This is a genomic window from Actinoplanes couchii, from assembly GCF_016862075.1.
In the GTDB taxonomy this organism is placed as follows: Bacteria; Actinomycetota; Actinomycetes; order Mycobacteriales; family Micromonosporaceae; genus Actinoplanes; species Actinoplanes couchii.
Genome location: NZ_BOMG01000063.1, coordinates 49,153 through 64,894 on the forward strand (window position 1 = coordinate 49,153; position 15,742 = coordinate 64,894).

At 70.0% G+C, this 15,742-nt stretch carries 12 protein-coding genes; 8 read left to right on the top strand and 4 right to left on the bottom strand.

Features of this window, described 5'->3' with window-relative positions:
* The first annotated feature begins 62 nt into the window (after window positions 1-62).
* A complete protein-coding gene (locus tag Aco03nite_RS25895; protein ID WP_203798742.1) occupies window positions 63-3,950 on the top strand; it encodes a Pls/PosA family non-ribosomal peptide synthetase in 3,888 nt (1,295 codons plus the stop codon).
* The gene (locus Aco03nite_RS25900; protein ID WP_203798744.1) at window positions 3,947-5,290 is read left to right on the top strand and encodes a M1 family metallopeptidase; all 1,344 of its coding nucleotides are present in this window, start codon (window positions 3,947-3,949) and stop codon (window positions 5,288-5,290) included. The genes Aco03nite_RS25895 and Aco03nite_RS25900 overlap by 4 nt, the downstream gene beginning before the upstream one ends.
* Window positions 5,291-5,294: 4 nt before the next feature.
* Here Aco03nite_RS25900 and Aco03nite_RS25905 read toward each other — a convergent pair whose 3' ends face one another.
* A complete protein-coding gene (locus Aco03nite_RS25905) occupies window positions 5,295-6,971 on the bottom strand; it encodes a serine/threonine protein kinase (protein ID WP_203798745.1) in 1,677 nt (558 codons plus the stop codon).
* A gap of 158 nt (window positions 6,972-7,129) precedes the next feature.
* On the opposite strand from Aco03nite_RS25905, the gene Aco03nite_RS25910 reads away from it, so the two are divergent.
* From Aco03nite_RS25910 to Aco03nite_RS25930, 5 genes are all read left to right on the top strand, one after another.
* Window positions 7,130-7,759, top strand: a complete 630-nt coding sequence (locus Aco03nite_RS25910; RefSeq protein WP_203798746.1) for a DUF6461 domain-containing protein — start codon at window positions 7,130-7,132, stop codon at window positions 7,757-7,759.
* A 39-nt stretch (window positions 7,760-7,798) separates the two neighbouring features.
* Window positions 7,799-8,851 carry a glycoside hydrolase family 43 protein gene (locus Aco03nite_RS25915; protein WP_203798747.1) on the top strand — a complete coding sequence of 351 codons (1,053 nt, stop codon included), beginning with the start codon at window positions 7,799-7,801 and terminating at the stop codon, window positions 8,849-8,851.
* A 104-nt stretch (window positions 8,852-8,955) separates the two neighbouring features.
* Window positions 8,956-9,621, top strand: coding sequence for a hypothetical protein (locus tag Aco03nite_RS25920; protein ID WP_203798748.1), 666 nt, complete (start codon window positions 8,956-8,958; stop codon window positions 9,619-9,621).
* A 14-nt stretch (window positions 9,622-9,635) separates the two neighbouring features.
* A complete protein-coding gene (locus tag Aco03nite_RS25925) occupies window positions 9,636-10,184 on the top strand; it encodes an RNA polymerase sigma factor (RefSeq protein WP_203798749.1) in 549 nt (182 codons plus the stop codon).
* On the top strand, window positions 10,177-10,881 hold the full coding sequence (locus tag Aco03nite_RS25930) for a hypothetical protein (protein WP_203798750.1): 705 nt from the start codon (window positions 10,177-10,179) through the stop codon (window positions 10,879-10,881). The genes Aco03nite_RS25925 and Aco03nite_RS25930 overlap by 8 nt, the downstream gene beginning before the upstream one ends.
* Here the strand turns inward: Aco03nite_RS25930 and Aco03nite_RS25935 are convergent, their stop codons facing one another.
* Genes Aco03nite_RS25935 through Aco03nite_RS25945 form a run of 3 tightly spaced genes read right to left on the bottom strand, consistent with a single transcriptional unit; the run spans window position 10,882 to window position 14,813 of the window.
* Window positions 10,882-11,859: a helix-turn-helix domain-containing protein gene (locus Aco03nite_RS25935; RefSeq protein WP_203798752.1), complete on the bottom strand. Its 978-nt coding sequence runs from the start codon at window positions 11,857-11,859 to the stop codon at window positions 10,882-10,884.
* Between the two features lie 18 nt (window positions 11,860-11,877).
* On the bottom strand, window positions 11,878-13,836 hold the full coding sequence (locus tag Aco03nite_RS25940; RefSeq protein ID WP_203798754.1) for a hypothetical protein: 1,959 nt from the start codon (window positions 13,834-13,836) through the stop codon (window positions 11,878-11,880).
* A gap of 53 nt (window positions 13,837-13,889) precedes the next feature.
* Entirely contained in the window at window positions 13,890-14,813 is a 924-nt protein-coding gene (locus Aco03nite_RS25945; protein WP_203798757.1) for a 5'-methylthioadenosine/S-adenosylhomocysteine nucleosidase family protein, read from the bottom strand.
* A gap of 123 nt (window positions 14,814-14,936) precedes the next feature.
* Here Aco03nite_RS25945 and Aco03nite_RS25950 point away from each other — a divergent pair, with 123 nt between their 5' ends.
* On the top strand, window positions 14,937-15,635 hold the full coding sequence (locus Aco03nite_RS25950; RefSeq protein ID WP_203798759.1) for an NUDIX hydrolase: 699 nt from the start codon (window positions 14,937-14,939) through the stop codon (window positions 15,633-15,635).
* Window positions 15,636-15,742: the final 107 nt, after the last annotated feature.

Below are 15,742 nucleotides of genomic sequence, written 5' to 3' on the forward strand. Positions count from 1 at the left end.
TCGTAACTTCGAGTGTTGCCGCTAACGGCAGGTGAACCAGAGGTGAAGGTGGAGCGCGCTCAGTGACCGTGACAGCCGATCTACAGCTGATCGAATTGCCGGAATCGTTGTTGGCGCCCGAGGCGCCGGCGGTCTTCCACTCCCCGTCCGCCCCGATGCGCCGCACCCTGATCGACCTGCTCGACGCCACAGTGCAGGCGCACGGCGACTCCCCGGCGATCGACACCGGCTCCCGGATGCTCACCTACCGGCAGCTGGCCGCAGAGATCGAGACACTGCGCGCCACCCTCACCACGCACGGCATCGGCGTCGGTGACCGGGTCGGCATCCGGATCGCCTCCGGCACCGTCGACCTCTACCTGGGCATCCTCGGGGTGCTGGCGGCCGGTGCGGCCTACGTGCCGGTCGACGCCGACGACCCCGACGAGCGGGCCGAGCTGGTCTTCGCCGAAGCGGGCGTGTGTGCGGTCCTCGGCGACGGCCTGACCGTCACGATGAAACGTACGCCGGAAGGAAAGACCGGCGAACCGGGACTGACCGACGACGCCTGGATCATCTTCACCTCCGGTTCCACCGGCACCCCGAAGGGGGTGGCGGTCTCGCACGGTTCCGCCGCCGCGTTCGTCGACGCCGAGGCCCAGCTGTTCCTGGCCGACGACGACGTGGAGCCCCTCGGCCCGGCCGACCGGGTGCTGGCCGGCCTGTCGGTGGCGTTCGACGCCTCCTGCGAGGAGATGTGGCTGGCCTGGCGGCACGGAACCTGCCTGGTCCCGGCCGCCCGCTCGCTGGTCCGCAGCGGTGTCGACCTGGGCCCGTGGCTGGCCGAGCAGCGCATCACCGTCGTCTCCACGGTGCCGACCCTGGCCGCGCTGTGGCCCGCCGAAGCCCTCGAGGACGTCCGGCTGCTGATCTTCGGTGGCGAGGCGTGCCCGCCCGAGCTGGCCGAACGGCTCGCCGTCGAGGGCCGCGAGCTGTGGAACACCTACGGCCCGACCGAGGCGACGGTGGTCGCCTGCGCCGCCCGGCTGACCGGTGCGGGCCCGGTGCGGATCGGCCTGCCGCTGGCCGGCTGGGAACTCGTCGTCGTCGACGCGGCAGGCGAACCGGTGCGGATGGGCGAGACCGGTGAACTGGTCATCGGCGGTGTCGGCCTGGCCCGCTACCTGGACGCGGCCAAGGACGCCGAGAAGTTCGCCCCGCTGCCGTCGATGGACTGGGCGCGCGCCTACCGCAGCGGTGACATCGTCCGCGCCGAACCCGAGGGCCTGCTGTTCCTCGGGCGCGGCGACGAGCAGGTCAAACTCGGCGGCCGCCGGATCGAGCTGGGCGAGGTGGACGCCGCCCTGCAAGCCCTGCCCGGAGTGGCCGGTGCCGCCGCCGCGGTGAAGCGCACCGCCGGTGGCAACCAGCTGCTGGTCGGCTACCTGGTGCCGCACGACCCCGACGACTTCGACACGACCGCCGCCACCGACCGGATCCGGGAACAGCTGCCGGCCGCCCTGGTCCCGCTGCTCGCGGTGATCGACGGCCTGCCGACCCGCACCTCCGGCAAGGTCGACCGGGCCGCGCTGCCCTGGCCCCTCGCGATCACCACCGCCGACCCCGACGAGCTGACCGACACCGAGGAGTGGCTGGCCGGCGGCTGGGAGGAGATCCTCGGACTCCGCCCGGCCGAGGCGAGCGCCGACTTCTTCAGCAGCGGCGGCGGCAGCCTGAACGCCGCCCAGCTGGTGGCCTGGATCCGGCAGACCCACCCGCAGGTGTCGGTGGCCGACATCTACCAGAACCCGCGCCTGTCCCAGATGGCGATCGTGCTGCAGGGCCTGGACACCACCACCACGGCCCGCCGGGAGGTCGCGCCGACGCCGAAGCGGGCCGGTCTCGTCCAGGCGCTGCTCACCCTGCCGATGCTGGCGCTGGTCGGCCTGCGCTGGCTGACCGTGCTGGCCGCGCTGGGCAAGGCGACGGCGCTGCTGCCGACGGTCTCCTGGTGGTGGCTGGCCGCCTCGTGGCTGGTGCTGTTCAGCCCGCCCGGGCGGATCCTGCTGTCGGCCGGAGTGGCCCGGATGCTGCTGCGCGGGGTCGGCCCCGGCAAGTACCCGCGTGGTGGCGGCGTCCACCTGCGGCTCTGGGCCGCGGAGCGGTTCGCCGAACTCACCGGTGCGACAGGCATCGGTGGCGCCGGCTGGATGACCACGTACGCGAAACTGCTCGGTGCCCGTCTCGGCCGCGACGTCGACCTGCACTCCGCGCCGCCGGTCACCGGCCTGCTCAAACTCGGCCGTGGCGCGGCGATCGAGCCCGAGGTCGACCTGTCCGGTTACTGGGTGGACGGCGACGTCGTCCGGGTCGGCACCGTCCGGGTCGGCGCGGGTGGCCGGGTCGGCGCCCGCAGCACCCTGATGCCCGGCGCCCGGGTCGGCAAGGGCGCGAAGATCGGCGCGGGCTCGACGGTCACCGGCGCGGTGCCGGCGAACGAGCGCTGGGCCGGTTCCCCGGCGGTTCCGGTCAGCGGCAAGGGCGGTACCGCCTGGCCCGTGCAGCGCCCGGCGAAGTCCCGGTTCAGCGCCCGGTCCTGGACCCTCGTCTACAGCCTGACCGCGCAGCTGCTCAGCCTGCTCCCGGTCGTCGCCGCGGTGCCGGCGCTCGCCCTGCTCGGCTGGGGCCTCACCAGCGACACGCTGCTGTTTGCGGTGCCCGGCGCGGCGGTCGCCTATCTGACCGCGTACGCGATGCTGGTGTTGATCTTCGTTCGTCTGCTGAGTGTCGGCCTGCGCACCGGTTTCCACCCGGTCCAGGGCCGGGTCGCCTGGCAGGTGTGGACCACCGAGCACCTGATGGGGATGGCCCGGGTCGCGCTGTTCCCGATCTACTCCAGCCTGTTCACGCCGGTCTGGCTGCGGCTGCTCGGCGCCAAGGTGGGCCGGGGCACCGAGATCTCCACGGTGCTCGCGGTCCCGGCGATGACCACCGTCGACGACGGCGCGTTCCTGGCCGACGACACCATGGTCGCCACCTACGAACTCGACCACGGCTGGCTGCGGGTCGCCCCGGCCCGGATCGGCAAGCAGGCGTTCCTCGGCAACTCCGGAATGGCCGCGCCCGGCCGCTCGGTGCCGAAACGCGGCCTGGTCGGCGTGCTGTCGTCGGCGCCGCGCAAGGCCAAGAAGGGCTCGTCCTGGCTGGGCGCCCCGCCGATGCCGCTGCGCCGGATCGAGCAGACCGCCGACACCGGCCGTACCTTCGACCCGCCCACCCGTCTCAAGGTGGCCCGCGCCCTGGTCGAGCTGTGCCGGGTGATCCCGGTGATGCTGGCCGGCGTGCTGGCCGTCGGTGTGCTGGCCGCGCTCACCCTGATCTGGCAGACCTTCGGCGGCTGGATCGCGGTGGCCGCCGCCGGGCCGGTGCTGTTCGCCGGCGCGATCACCGGCGCGCTGCTGGCGACCGCCGCGAAGTGGCTGCTGGTCGGCCGGTTCCGGTCCGGCGAGCGGGCGCTGTGGACGTCGTTCGTCTGGCGCAACGAGCTGGCCGACACGTTCGTCGAGGTCCTGGCCTCGCCGTGGCTGTTCCGGCTGGCCGCCGGCACCCCGCTGCTCACCCTCTGGCTGCGGACCCTGGGCGCGAAGATCGGCCGGGGTGTCTGGCTGGAGACGCTGTGGCTCCCCGAGTTCGATCTGGTCACTCTCGGTGACGGCGCGACCGTCAACCGGGGGTGCGTTGTACAGACCCACCTGTTCCATGATCGGATCATGAGCATGGATGAGGTCACTCTGGCCGCGGGCGCCACTCTCGGCCCGCACGGGATCGTGTTGCCCGGCGCGAGCATCGGTGCTCGTACCACCGTGGGCCCCGGCTCGCTGGTCACCCGCGGCGACGCGGTGCCCGACGACAGCCGCTGGCTCGGCAACCCGGTCGCGACCTGGCCGGTGACGGCCTCCCGCCGGGTATGACCCCACCCGTCCCCCTCGGGGCGACCCCGGGCGCCGACCGTTCGACCGATCCGTACCTGCCGGAACACGGCAACGGCGGCTACCGGGTGCTGCACTACGACCTGGATCTCGACTACCGGATCGTGTCGAACCGGCTGGCCGGCCGGGCGGTGGTGACCGCGCGCGCCGTCCAGCCGCTGTCCCGGTTCACCCTCGACCTGGCGGCCCGGCTGCAGGTCAAGGACGTGCGGGTGGACGGCAGGCCGGCCAAGTTCGAGCACCGGGCCGGCAAGCTCCGGATCAAACCCGAGCGCCCGATCGGTTACGGAGCGACGATCCGGACCGAGATCCGGTACTCCGGCAAGCCCGGCCCGGTGACCGGCCGCTGGGGGGACATCGGCTGGGACGAGCTCAGCGACGGGGTGCTGGTGGCCAGCCAGCCGAACGGTTCGCCGTCCTGGTTCCCGTGCAACGACCGGCCCGGTGACAAGGCGTCGTTCCTGGTCACGTTCACCGCGCCGTCGCCGTACACGGTTCTGGTGACCGGCGACCTGGTGTCCAAGCGGCGCGGGGCGGGCAGCACCACCTGGGTGTACGAGCGGGAGGAACCGACCGCGCCGTACCTGATGAGTGTCCAGATCGGCCGCTACGAGATGATCGACCTGGCCGCCGGCGGGGTGCCGCAGCGGGCCGCGATCACCCCGCGGGTGCGGGGCGTGGTCAAGCACGACCTCGGCCGGCACGGCGAGATCATGGACGTCCTGGAGCGGCTGTTCGGCCCGTACCCGTTCAAGGAGTACGTGCTGGTGGTGGCCGACGACGACCTGGACGACCCGGTCGAGGCCCAGGGCATGGCCGTCTTCGGGCGCAACCACCTGGACGGCCGGCGCACCCACGAGCGGCTGGTCGTGCACGAACTCGCCCATCAGTGGTTCGGCAACAGCCTGACCGTCGCCGACTGGCGGCACATCTGGCTCAACGAGGGTTTCGCGACGTACGCCGAATGGTTGTGGTCCGGCGCCTCCGGCGGCCCCTCGACCAACGCGCACGCCTCCGGATGGCACGCCTGGCTCGCGGCGCACCCGGCGAACGTGGTGGTCGCCGACCCCGGAGTGGACCGGATGTTCGACCCGCTGGTCTACAAGCGTGGCGCGCTGACCCTGCACGCGCTGCGCGCCAAGATCGGTGAGCAGGCGTTCTTCGCGCTGCTGCGCTCGTGGGTGGCCGAGCACCGGCACCAGACCGTGACGACCACCCTGTTCCGCGAGCACGCCGCCCGGTACGCGACCGGCTCCCTGGACGAGCTGTTCGCCGCCTGGCTGGACCGGCCCGCCCTGCCGCCGCTGCCCCGGATCCTCTGAACCGTCACCAGTCGGCCTTGCGGACCAGGGCCCACTCGTGGTCGTCGCCTGTCACACAGTTCACCAGGGTCAGGTGGGTGGCCGGGCCGCCGTCGGCCTCGCCGTAGACGTCCAGGCAGTACTCGGTCGCCGAGTTGATGATCCAGAAGTACTTGCGGCCGCCGGAGCCGAGCCGGTACTGGATGCGGTACTCCTGGTTGTCGCCCTCCAGGCAGCTGTTCTCGGTGACCGGGGTGGTCAGGTCGACGGCGCCGGTGCCGGGCACGTCCAGGCACAGGCCGTCGTCGCTGTTGCGGATCCAGTACAGCTGGTTGCCGGCCTTGTCGGCGCCGCGCCGGACGAACGTGAACTCCTGGTTGTCCTCGTCGACCTTCTTGCACAGGTCCTGGAGGACCGGCTGCTCCGGGGCACCGGCGCCGACACCGTCGATGTCGACGCAGAAGCCGGTGGCCAGGTTGACGATGAAGTACGGGCCGTAGACCTCCTTGCCGGCGCCCCGGGCCGGCGGCAGGTTGTCCGGCGCCGCCGCGGCCTTCGCCGTCTTCGACCCGGCCGGGGACGGCGCCGGGGACTGGCTCTTCGGCGTCTTCACGGCCGGTTTCTCCGAGGCCGGGCCCGGGACGCTGGGTTTCGCCGGCGCCTGGACCGGCGGCGCGGCGGCCACACCGCTGCTCTGCGGGGCCCCGGGCTCCGGGACGACCGGGCTGACGGCCTGGGCGGAGTTCCGCCGGGCGAGCAGCCCGGCGCCGCCGAGCAACGTCACCAGGACGAGTACCGCACTCGCCAGTACGGCGACCTTCCGTCCCTTCTTCGTCGCGGGCGCCTCTGCTTTCCCGGGGAGCGGAAGCGGGGCCGGGGCCGGGGCCGGGAGCGGGCTCGGTTTGCCGCCCAGCAGGAGATCGAGCAGCTCCCGGGCGTTCGGCCGGGCCGCCGGATCGGTGGACAGCGCCCGTTCGACCAGCTCCCGCAGCGGCCCCTGCGGGAACCCGTCCAGCGACGGCTTGCCCGCCACGATCCGGGCCATCGTCGCCATCGGCGTGCCCGCGTCGAACGGCGGCCGCCCGGTCCCGGCGAAGGCCAGCACACAGCCCCAGGCGAAGACGTCGGCGGCCGGGGTGAGCGGGCTGGCCGGTTCGTCGAAGCGTTCCGGGGCCATGTAGTTGACGGTGCCCATGTAGACGCCGGTGCGGGTGAGCCGGTTCTCGGTGGCTTCCATGGCCCGGGCGATACCGAAATCGATCACCTTGGGGCTGCCTGGGGCGAGCAGCACGTTGCCCGGTTTGAGGTCGCGGTGGATCACGCCCGCGCCGTGGATCGCGGTCAGTGCGGTGGCCACCCCGATCGCCAGGCTGTGCAGGTTCGCCGCGTTCAGCGGGCCCTTGGTGCGGACCTCCTCGCCGAGGGTGGGGCCGTCCACGTACTCGACCACCAGGTAGGGCTCGGGCGCGTCCGGGTCGGCGTCCAGCAACTCGGCGGTGCAGAACGGCGGGACCTGCCGGGCGGCGGCCACCTCCTCGCGGAACCGGCGGCGGAACTCCGGATCCCCGGCGACCCCGGCGTGCACCACCTTGACCGCGACCGGCCGGTCGGTGCCCTTGCGGGCCAGATAGACGACACCCATGCCACCGGCACCGAGCTTGCCGACGACCTGGTAGTCCCCGATGCGTTCCGGGTCGCTCACATCTCACTCCACAGGGCGCCGGGCAGAACCGGAGCATGCTATCAACCTAAGTGGACAGATGGATGGCGCATCTATCAGTAAACAGTGCTAACAGCCCCAGGCCGGTGGATTTTCGGCAAATCGCCGGGCGGCCCGCCCGCACCGGCGACGATGAAGACATGATCAGCACCGCCGAACGCTACGACTGGTTCACCAAGCAGTACGCCCGTCTCGCCGCCTCCTACTGCCTGACCCTGGTCGGGGACCTGGCGCTGGACGAGGCGGTCCGGCGGATCGGGGGCGAGAACCCCGAGGCCGTCCCAGGGCCCCTGGTCGTGCACGGGCTCCCCGAGGACGTGGTCGCCGGGCTGCCCGGTGACCTGGGTCCGGTCTTCGAGCGTCTGGAGAGCGAGCGGGTGGTCGCCTTGACCCAGCTGCCCGGCTGGGTGCTGCTGGTCGAGTGGGGCGGCGACTTCCTCGGGCACGACGGGGCCGAGCGGCTCTCGGCCGGCACCACCCTGGTCGCGCACAGCACCGAGGAGAGCGGCTCGCACTTCCTCTGGATGCGTGACGGCATCGTCCAGCTCGCCTTCGACCCGGAGCACGCCGGCCTGCGCATCGGCACGAAGTCGAACTCGCTGGTGCAGATCATGGCCGAGGTGGGTTTCAACCTGGAGATCGGCGCGCCCCGGACCGGCCCGTACGATCCGGCGGCCAGTCTCGCCCTCGCCGACTTCCTGACGGGTGTCCGGCTCGGCCCGGCGGCTCTGCACGAGGCGGTCTACGTCTGCGTCACGCCGGAGATCTGAGCACTGTTGCCGAGGCTTTATTTTTAATAAAGTTTTCATATGCCTCGTTCTCGTTGGCTCACCGCGCTCAGCATCCTCGTCCTAGTCGGCACCCTGGCCGTCGGGCAGCCCTCGTCGGCCGCCCGCACCACCCTCGGCGGTGCCGACCCCAGCGTCATCAAGGTCAACGGCCTGTACGTCTCGGCCAAGTCCGTCGACGGCGGCGTGGCCGTCCGCACCGCGTCCACCCTGGAGGGCATCGCCACCGCCACCAAGCAGCAGGTCTGGCGGGACACCGCGGGCCTCGGCGAGGTGTGGGCCCCGGAGATCGTCCACCACGACGGCCAGTACCGGATCTACTTCGCCGCCGGCACCGGCGCCGCCCACCGGATGTACCACATCAGCTCGGCCAGCCCGGCCAGTGGTTACTCGGCGGCGACGAAGGTGGCGCTGCCGGACGACAGGTGGGCCATCGACGGCGTGCCCTTCACCTACCAGGGGCAGCGCTGGTTCGTCTGGTCCGGCTGGTCCGGCGCCACCAACGTGGAGCAGAACCTCTACGTGGCACGGATGAGCAGCCCCACCACCACGACCGGTTCGCGGTACGTCATCTCCCAGCCCCGGGAAGCCTGGGAGCGGGTGGTCGGCAACCCGTACATCAACGAGGCGCCCGAACCGATCCTGGACCCGAACGGCCAGCTGCACATCGTCTACTCCGCGAACGGCAGCTGGAGCAGCAGGTACTGCCTGGCCGACCTGCGCCTGCGCTCCGGCGGCGACCCGTCCTACGTCTGGGACTGGTACAAGAGCAACGGCTGCCTGTTCGGCTCGAACGCCTCGGAGCTGATGTCCGGCTGGGATCCCACGCTGTACGCCGACGGCCCCGGCCACCACACCTTCGTCCTGGAGCGCGGGGACATCGCCACCAGCCCGCCGTCCGGCAACCGGTTCCCGACGATGTACCACGCGGTCGCCAAGGGCGCGCCGTACTCCTGGTCGAACCGCTACTGGTACACCGGCACCGCCGTCTGGTGGGGGAGTGTCACCTACCGCCGGGCCAACGTGCCCGGCGCGACCACCAGCACCGGGTTCGGGCTCAAGTTCTTCGAGTGATCGCAGCCGTTATCTTTCCGTTACCTTTTCTCTGAAATCAGGGCTCCGGGTGGGGCGTGTCCATGGCATCAGAAGGACACACCCCACCACCAAGGAGCACCCCCATGCGTTCCATCGTCTTCGGAGCAGTCGCCGTCCTCAGCGCGGTCACCCTGTCGGCCTGCGCGAACGGAACCCCGGCCCCGGCGTCCAGCCCGGTGGATCTGCTGCCCGCCGCCGCGACCTCCACGCCGGCCCCGGTCGTGACCACCCCCGCCGCTGAGGCCCCGGCCGCCGCCGCGGGCAAGGCTGCCGCCGCCAAGCCGAAGGCCACCAAGAAGCCGGTGTCGAACCTCTCCGAGCTCAAGTCGCTCGGTATCGACGTGCAGAAGAGCGTGCTGATCGACGTCGCCGACGACGGCCAGAACCGGTACCTGTCGGTCGGCAAGAACAGCGTCGTGGACTTCCACGGCACCAAGCGCACCGACAACACGATGATGTTCCTCCAGCCGGCCCAGACGTCCGCCAAGAACCGGGTGGTGATCAAGCCCCCGTTCTACAACGAGGACCTGGGCGCCGGGTACTGCGTCGCGGACACCAAGGGCGCCGCGATGAAGCTGGAGACCTGCAAGGCCGGCAAGGCGCAGCAGATCTTCGAGCTGCGGCCCGCGGGCGACTCGGGACAATTCGAACTTCACGGGATGTATGGTGTGATCCGCGTCGACAACGGGAAGATCACCACCAACGGCAAGGGCCGGGTCGGACTCCAGACCATCCTGTACGCGAACTGAACCGGAGCGGGGACTTGCGCGACACCGAGGACTTCGACAGCTTCTATGCGATGTCCTCGCGTCGCGTCCTCGCCCAGGTCACCATGATGGTGAACAGCCGGGCCGAGGCCGAGGACGCCGTCTCCGAGGCGTACCTGAGAGCCTGGAACCGATGGCACAAGATCAGTCAGTACGAGAACCCGGAGGCCTGGGTACGCCAGGTCGCGTACCGCCAGGCGGTCAGCACCTGGCGCAAGGCCGTCAACCGGCTCCGGGCCCACCACCGCGACACCCTCGATCAGAGCGTCGAGGCGCTCAGCCCCGACCATGTCGCGATCGTCGCCGCACTGCGTAAGATCCCCGCCGACCAGCGCCGGGTGATCGTCCTGCACCACATCGCCGGACTGAGCGTCGCCGAGATCCATCAGGAGACCGGCATCCCGGCCGGGACGGTCACCACCTGGCTGGCGCGGGGCCGGCGGGCACTGGCCGCCCACCTGACCGACACCCTCGAGTCGGACAGCACCACCTTCGACTCGGGCAGCACCACTTTTGACACGGGCCGGGAGCACCGCGATGTCTGACGATCGCATCCAGCAGGGCCTGGACTCGTACGCCGACCACCTCCAGCGGACCGCCGCGCCGGCCCTGTCCGCCGAGATCCGCCGCCGTGGCGACCGGCGGCGGCGCAACCGGGCGACCGGAGCCGCCTTCGCCGCCGTCCTGATCGCCGCCGCCGGTCTCGGCGCCGTCCTGTCCCGCGGCTCGTCCTCACCCGAGCCGATCCTGCCCGCCGAGTCGGTCTCGCCGTCCGCACCGGCGGGGCCGACCGCCATGCCGTCCTGGACCGGCGGTGTCACCTCGAACGTCGACCAGATCCGGCAGATCGGCGTCGACCTGGACAAAGGTGTCCTGATCGACGTCGCCGACGCGGGCACCGGCCTGGGCCTGGCCGTCGGTCCCGGCGATGTGGTCGACTTCACCGGCAGCGCCGGCGCCGCCACGGCCGAGATGTCGCTGATCCCGGCGCCGGTGAAAGCCGCCAACCGGGTGATCATCGTGCCGGTGGCCCGGCTCGGCTGGTGCGTGACCGACACCGGTGGTGTCCCGCTGAGCCTGCAACCCTGCCGGGAGGGCGCCGCGACACAGACCTGGCGGGTGGCCGCGCACGGCGACTCCGGCGCGTTCAACCTGATCGGCCCGAGCGGCGAGATCCGCGGCGACGAGACCGGCATGGTCGCCACCGGCGGTTTCACCGGGCTGCAGACCAAACCGTTCTGATCAGCGGCCCAGCGCCGTCGCCATCCAACCGCTCAAACCCTTCAGATCCACATCGGCGTACGGGTTCGGAGCCGGAGCGTTCACCCTGGTCACCAGCTCGAGATAACGACCGTGGGTGGCCTGGAACGGCTCGTGGTCCGACCCGTCGCCGATCTCCTCCAGCATCAGATAGGCGGCGGCCAGTCGTTCCCGCCGCTCCGGCGAATCGTCCAGCCCGACCGCCGCGGCACTCTCGGCGGCCAGACGCCCGGCCAGCTCACGCGCGTAGTCCGAGCCGGCCGGCAGCCCCGACCGGTAGGCGTCCAGGATCCGGGTCATCGTGCCCTGACCGGCGTGGATGTAGTCCTGCACCGGAGCCGACGTCATCACCGAGGCCCCCGGGAACCCGGTGTGGGTCTCGCGCAGATAGTCCCGTACCGCCGCCCGGAAGTCCGTGTCCTTCAGCAGGTCGGCCAACTCGATCCAGGCGTCCAGCTGCTCACCGGTCGGATCCTCCGGCAGCCGCGGCCGGGTCGTCCCGAGCCGCTCGGCGAAGTCGGCCGGCAGATCGGCGCCGGCCTCCGCCCAGAAGTCGTCGACCAGCCGTTCCCGCTCCTGGTCACTCATCGACACCAGCCGGTGCATGAGCCCGGACCGGTCCACCGGCGGCAGATCCCGGTTGAGCGCCCGCAGCACCGACCGCCGGGCCTGCAGCTCCCGCCCCTGCCGCTCGACCAGCTCCAGATGCTCGGCGATCAGGTACCGCAGCGTGGTCTCGCCGGCCAGCAGCCGCCGGATCTCCTCGAGCCCGGTCCCCAGCTCACGCAACGTCCGGATGAGTTCGAGCCGCGCGACCGCGGTCACGTCGTACAGCCGATGCCCGGCACTGTTGAACCCGGAAGCGGGAACGATCCCCTCATCGGCATAGAACCGGATGGCACTGACCGAAAGCCCGGTCCGCCGCGCCACCTCCCCGATCACATGAAGTTCGTTCGTCATGCCCAGGACTATCCAACCTCAACCGACTCGAGCCGCAACCCCTGGATCATCGGTCAGCGGGCTCGCTCGCATCTCAGCAGCGCGCTGATACGCGGGCCCAGTCCACCACCGCCGGCCCTCTGCGGCGACACCCTCGAGGACGAACAGCGTGTGCCGCAGCCCGGTCGCGTCCTCGGCTCCGTCAACGAGCACCTGTGGATCGTCGTCCGCCCCGGGCCGGCCACTCTCGGTTACCTCCACCTCGATGTCGGTGCCGCTGACGAGGAACAGATGGAACTCGGTGGCGTCCTCGTCCCCGACCGATACCTGGACGGCCGCGACCGCGTCATACCGATAGTTCGTACGTTCCCACCGGTGAAAGGCGCCCTCCTCGAATACGAGGTCGGTGGTGAGCTGCCGGATCCCGTCTGAGGTGAGCAGAAACACCAGCATGCGATACCGCGAGTATCGCCAGGGGCCGTTGGTCACCCGTGCCTTCCGGCTGTGCGGGCCGCCCGCTTCCAGCGAGGCATAGGCCTGGATGTCGCTCCACTTCAGCCGATATTCCCGGATGGCCTGATCCAGCAGGAGACGACGATCGCAGTCGAGCCACTGCGCCATCTCCATGTCCGTGGGCCGGTCGGCCAATCGGCGCTGCCACCGCCGGTACTCGGCCCGGTACCCCGTCAGCAGTCGCTCCCGCCTGGCGCCTCCAGCCCGGGCATGCTCGTGTTCCACCATGATTCGGAGGCCGACGGTGGCCGCTATCGCCGCGGCGAATGCGAGGGCGAGGAGAGCGCCGGTGGCGCGGAGGGCATCCTGCCGTACGGCGGACTGCAGCACCCACACCAGGGCAGGCAGGGTGAGGCCGGCCGAGACGATGGTGGTGAGGCGCAGGATGACGGGGACACGGACCCTCGCATCGAGAGCTTCTCCTCGCACCCATCGGCGTCGCATGTCCTTGACCTGAAACCGGATCAGCCATTTGACCCGGTCAGCGGTTGCCGGCCGTTCACGGTAGGCATCGACCAGGTCATTGCGAAGCCGGCACAGCGGGATGTACGCGGCGGATGACCAGGCCGCACGTTCCCGGTCGCTTCCGGCGGCGAATCGTTGAAGGTATTCCAGGTAGAGCTGGTTCACCTCGTCAGCGAAACCACCGGGCCGTGGAGAGCCCTCCCGGGATCGGATCGTACGTCGTTCCTGGTCCAGTGTGCCCTGGGCCTCCGCACGGAATCGCCAGTTCACTCCCGATCTCCAGGCCAGCACTGCCATCAGCAGGGCTCCTGCCAGAACGATGACGCTGGGGGAATCACCTCGCTGGATCACGAGCGAGCCCAGGGTTCCGGACGCGCCGATCACCGAAACAGCGACGATCCCCAGCAGTGCCTTTGCCATACGTGAGACAGCGACTTCGCTCACCGGGCAGACCCTCGGTGGCAGCGGGTCCGGCTCGAAGAACTTCCAGACTCGTTGTCGCCGATCGCCTGCTGTGCGGCCGGCCTTGGCTTGCTGGATGTCTCCCTGCCACAATTCGTCCTTGAGCGAGCCCTGAATGAGGCGCTCCAAATGCTGCCGGATCTCGGCGCCGACGATCGGCGGCAATCCGTTGAGATCCGCTTCGATTCCGGAGTCGGAGACCGGCTCGTCCGGCCGTGCTCGGCCGGCGTACACCAGACGCCGAATGACATCAATGCCGGTCGACCAGCTGTTTGTGGGTAGTTCGCCGATGCGCCTGATCTCCGCGGTCACCCGGTCCCGTTCCTCGGCGGACAACTCCCAGTAGGTACGGCCGCCGAAGAAGGCTAGTAGCCAGTAGAAGCAGACCTCACCGGAATTCGGGGCCTCGACGATGAGCCGGTCCAGCAGCCGTCGTGCTGTGGTTGCCTGGCCGGAGTCCAAAAACTTGAGTGCGGTTTCCAGTCGCTCCTCGAACGGTGCATTCTCCGGCGGAAGCCGATAGTAGTTGTGCACGCCACCATGGATGGTGTCGGCCACGGCCCCGTGTCTTCCACCCTCGGTGTGGACGCGCGGGTTCACCGGTGGCTGGTTCAAGACCATCCCCGTTCGCCGGTAAGCGGTGTTCCGGTAAAGCCCGGATAGGAGTTGTGCACACCACCATTGATGACACCGGCCACTGCACCGTGGCTCCCGCCGTATGTCTCTACGCGACATCCCCGATCCTCTGGGCTCACCGGCTCGGCTTTCGGGGGCCCGGCGGCAGCCAGATCGGCCGCGAGTTCGATGGCAAAGCCAGCGGCGTTGCGAACCGCGTGAGCCTGCCAGTTGTCGCCGTCGGTTGTCGCTTTCGTGCCGTCGGCGGCGTCACTGATTCCTCGGATCACCGCACCCGGTACGGAGTTGAGTTGACCCGCCTTGGCAAATCCGGCCGCTTCCATCTCGATGGCGACGGCGTCCTCATAGTGTTTTCTGATCCAGGTCAGCGGCTCCGACTCGGGCGCGTCGTGCAGCACCTCCCCGGAGGCAATCGGGCCGAAGTGTACGTGGGGCGAATCGGCCGTCGGCCGATCGCGGCGTTCTCGCGAATAACGGCGGCTGATGTGATGAGCAGTCTGTTCGATGCCATGATCGAGGTCCCAGACCCGGGGGCGTGAACTGACACCATCGATGCGGGCCGCCGCGCCATGGTAGGCGTAGACGTGTGTGGCGACGACGATGTCACCCAGAGCGACACTCGGTTTCAGTCTGCCCGCCACGCCGACGAAGAGCACCGCTGCTGGCTGGAACTCGTTGATGGCGCGTTCCGCGATGACTGCCGACACATGGTTGCCCATGCCGGCGAGGACGAGGACGGCATCCCCCACGCCGCCGGGCAGTGATCCTGTTTCGAACCGGGTTCCCGAGAGTGGAGGAGCCGGCCGGACCTCGGTGAGCCGCTCCCGGACCGCCTCGTACTCAAGGTCGAGAGCGGTGAGGATGACGACAGGGGAGGTTTTCCATCGATGCTGACGCATGCGGTCAAGTTAGCTTCTTGTCATAGGCACAGTAAGTGCCCCGTTCGTGATCCAGCCGCCTCGGGCATTCCGACAGTTGACCTTAGTTTGTGTCAATAGGACATTAATCGTTAAGCTGCGTGTATGACGGCCAGGAGCCATGCTGTGCTGAGATTGGCGGTCGACCTCGCCATCCTCACTGTGCGGGAGAACGCGCTCCAGACGCTGGTCATCGCGAGAGGCAAGGAGCCCTTCCTCGGGCAGCTCGCGCTGCCAGGTGGATTCCTGCGGGACGGCGAGGGCCTGCGCGACGCGGCCGTGCGGGAACTGAGCGAAGAAACCGGGCTTGACGGCCGAAACCTGCATCTCGAACAACTGGGCACCTACGGAGAGCCGGACCGCGACCCTCGAGGCCGTGTGGTCAGCGTCGCCTACCTTGCCGTAGCACCTGATCTTCCGGTCCCCGAAGCCGGTTCGGACGCAGCGTCAGCGGCATGGGTTCCGATCGCTGAAGCGAGTGGGTGGCTCGCGTTCGATCACGACGAGATCCTGACGGCCGCGGTCGAACACGCCCGTACCCGGTTGGAGTTCACCACGCTGGCGACGGCCTTCTGTGGGCCGGCCTTCACCATCGGCGACCTTCGAAATGTCTACGAGGTGGTCTGGGGTCGACCGCTCGATCCCCGAAACTTCAGCCGGAAGGTGTTGAGTAGCAGTGGGTTCATCGAAGCTACCGGCCAGCGGCGTGTCCCACCACTGGGGCGGCCGGCGGCTCTCTACCGGAGGGGCACACAACGAACGCTGAATCCGCCGATTCTTCGGAGCAGCACCGCGCAGTCATGATGGGGCGATGCCGTCGCCGGAGCGGATCAGGTGGCGGCTGCGGGAACTGACCGAGCAGCGGGACCGGGTGGAGCGGCAGGCGGGCCGGGTCGGGGTTCACCTGGGAT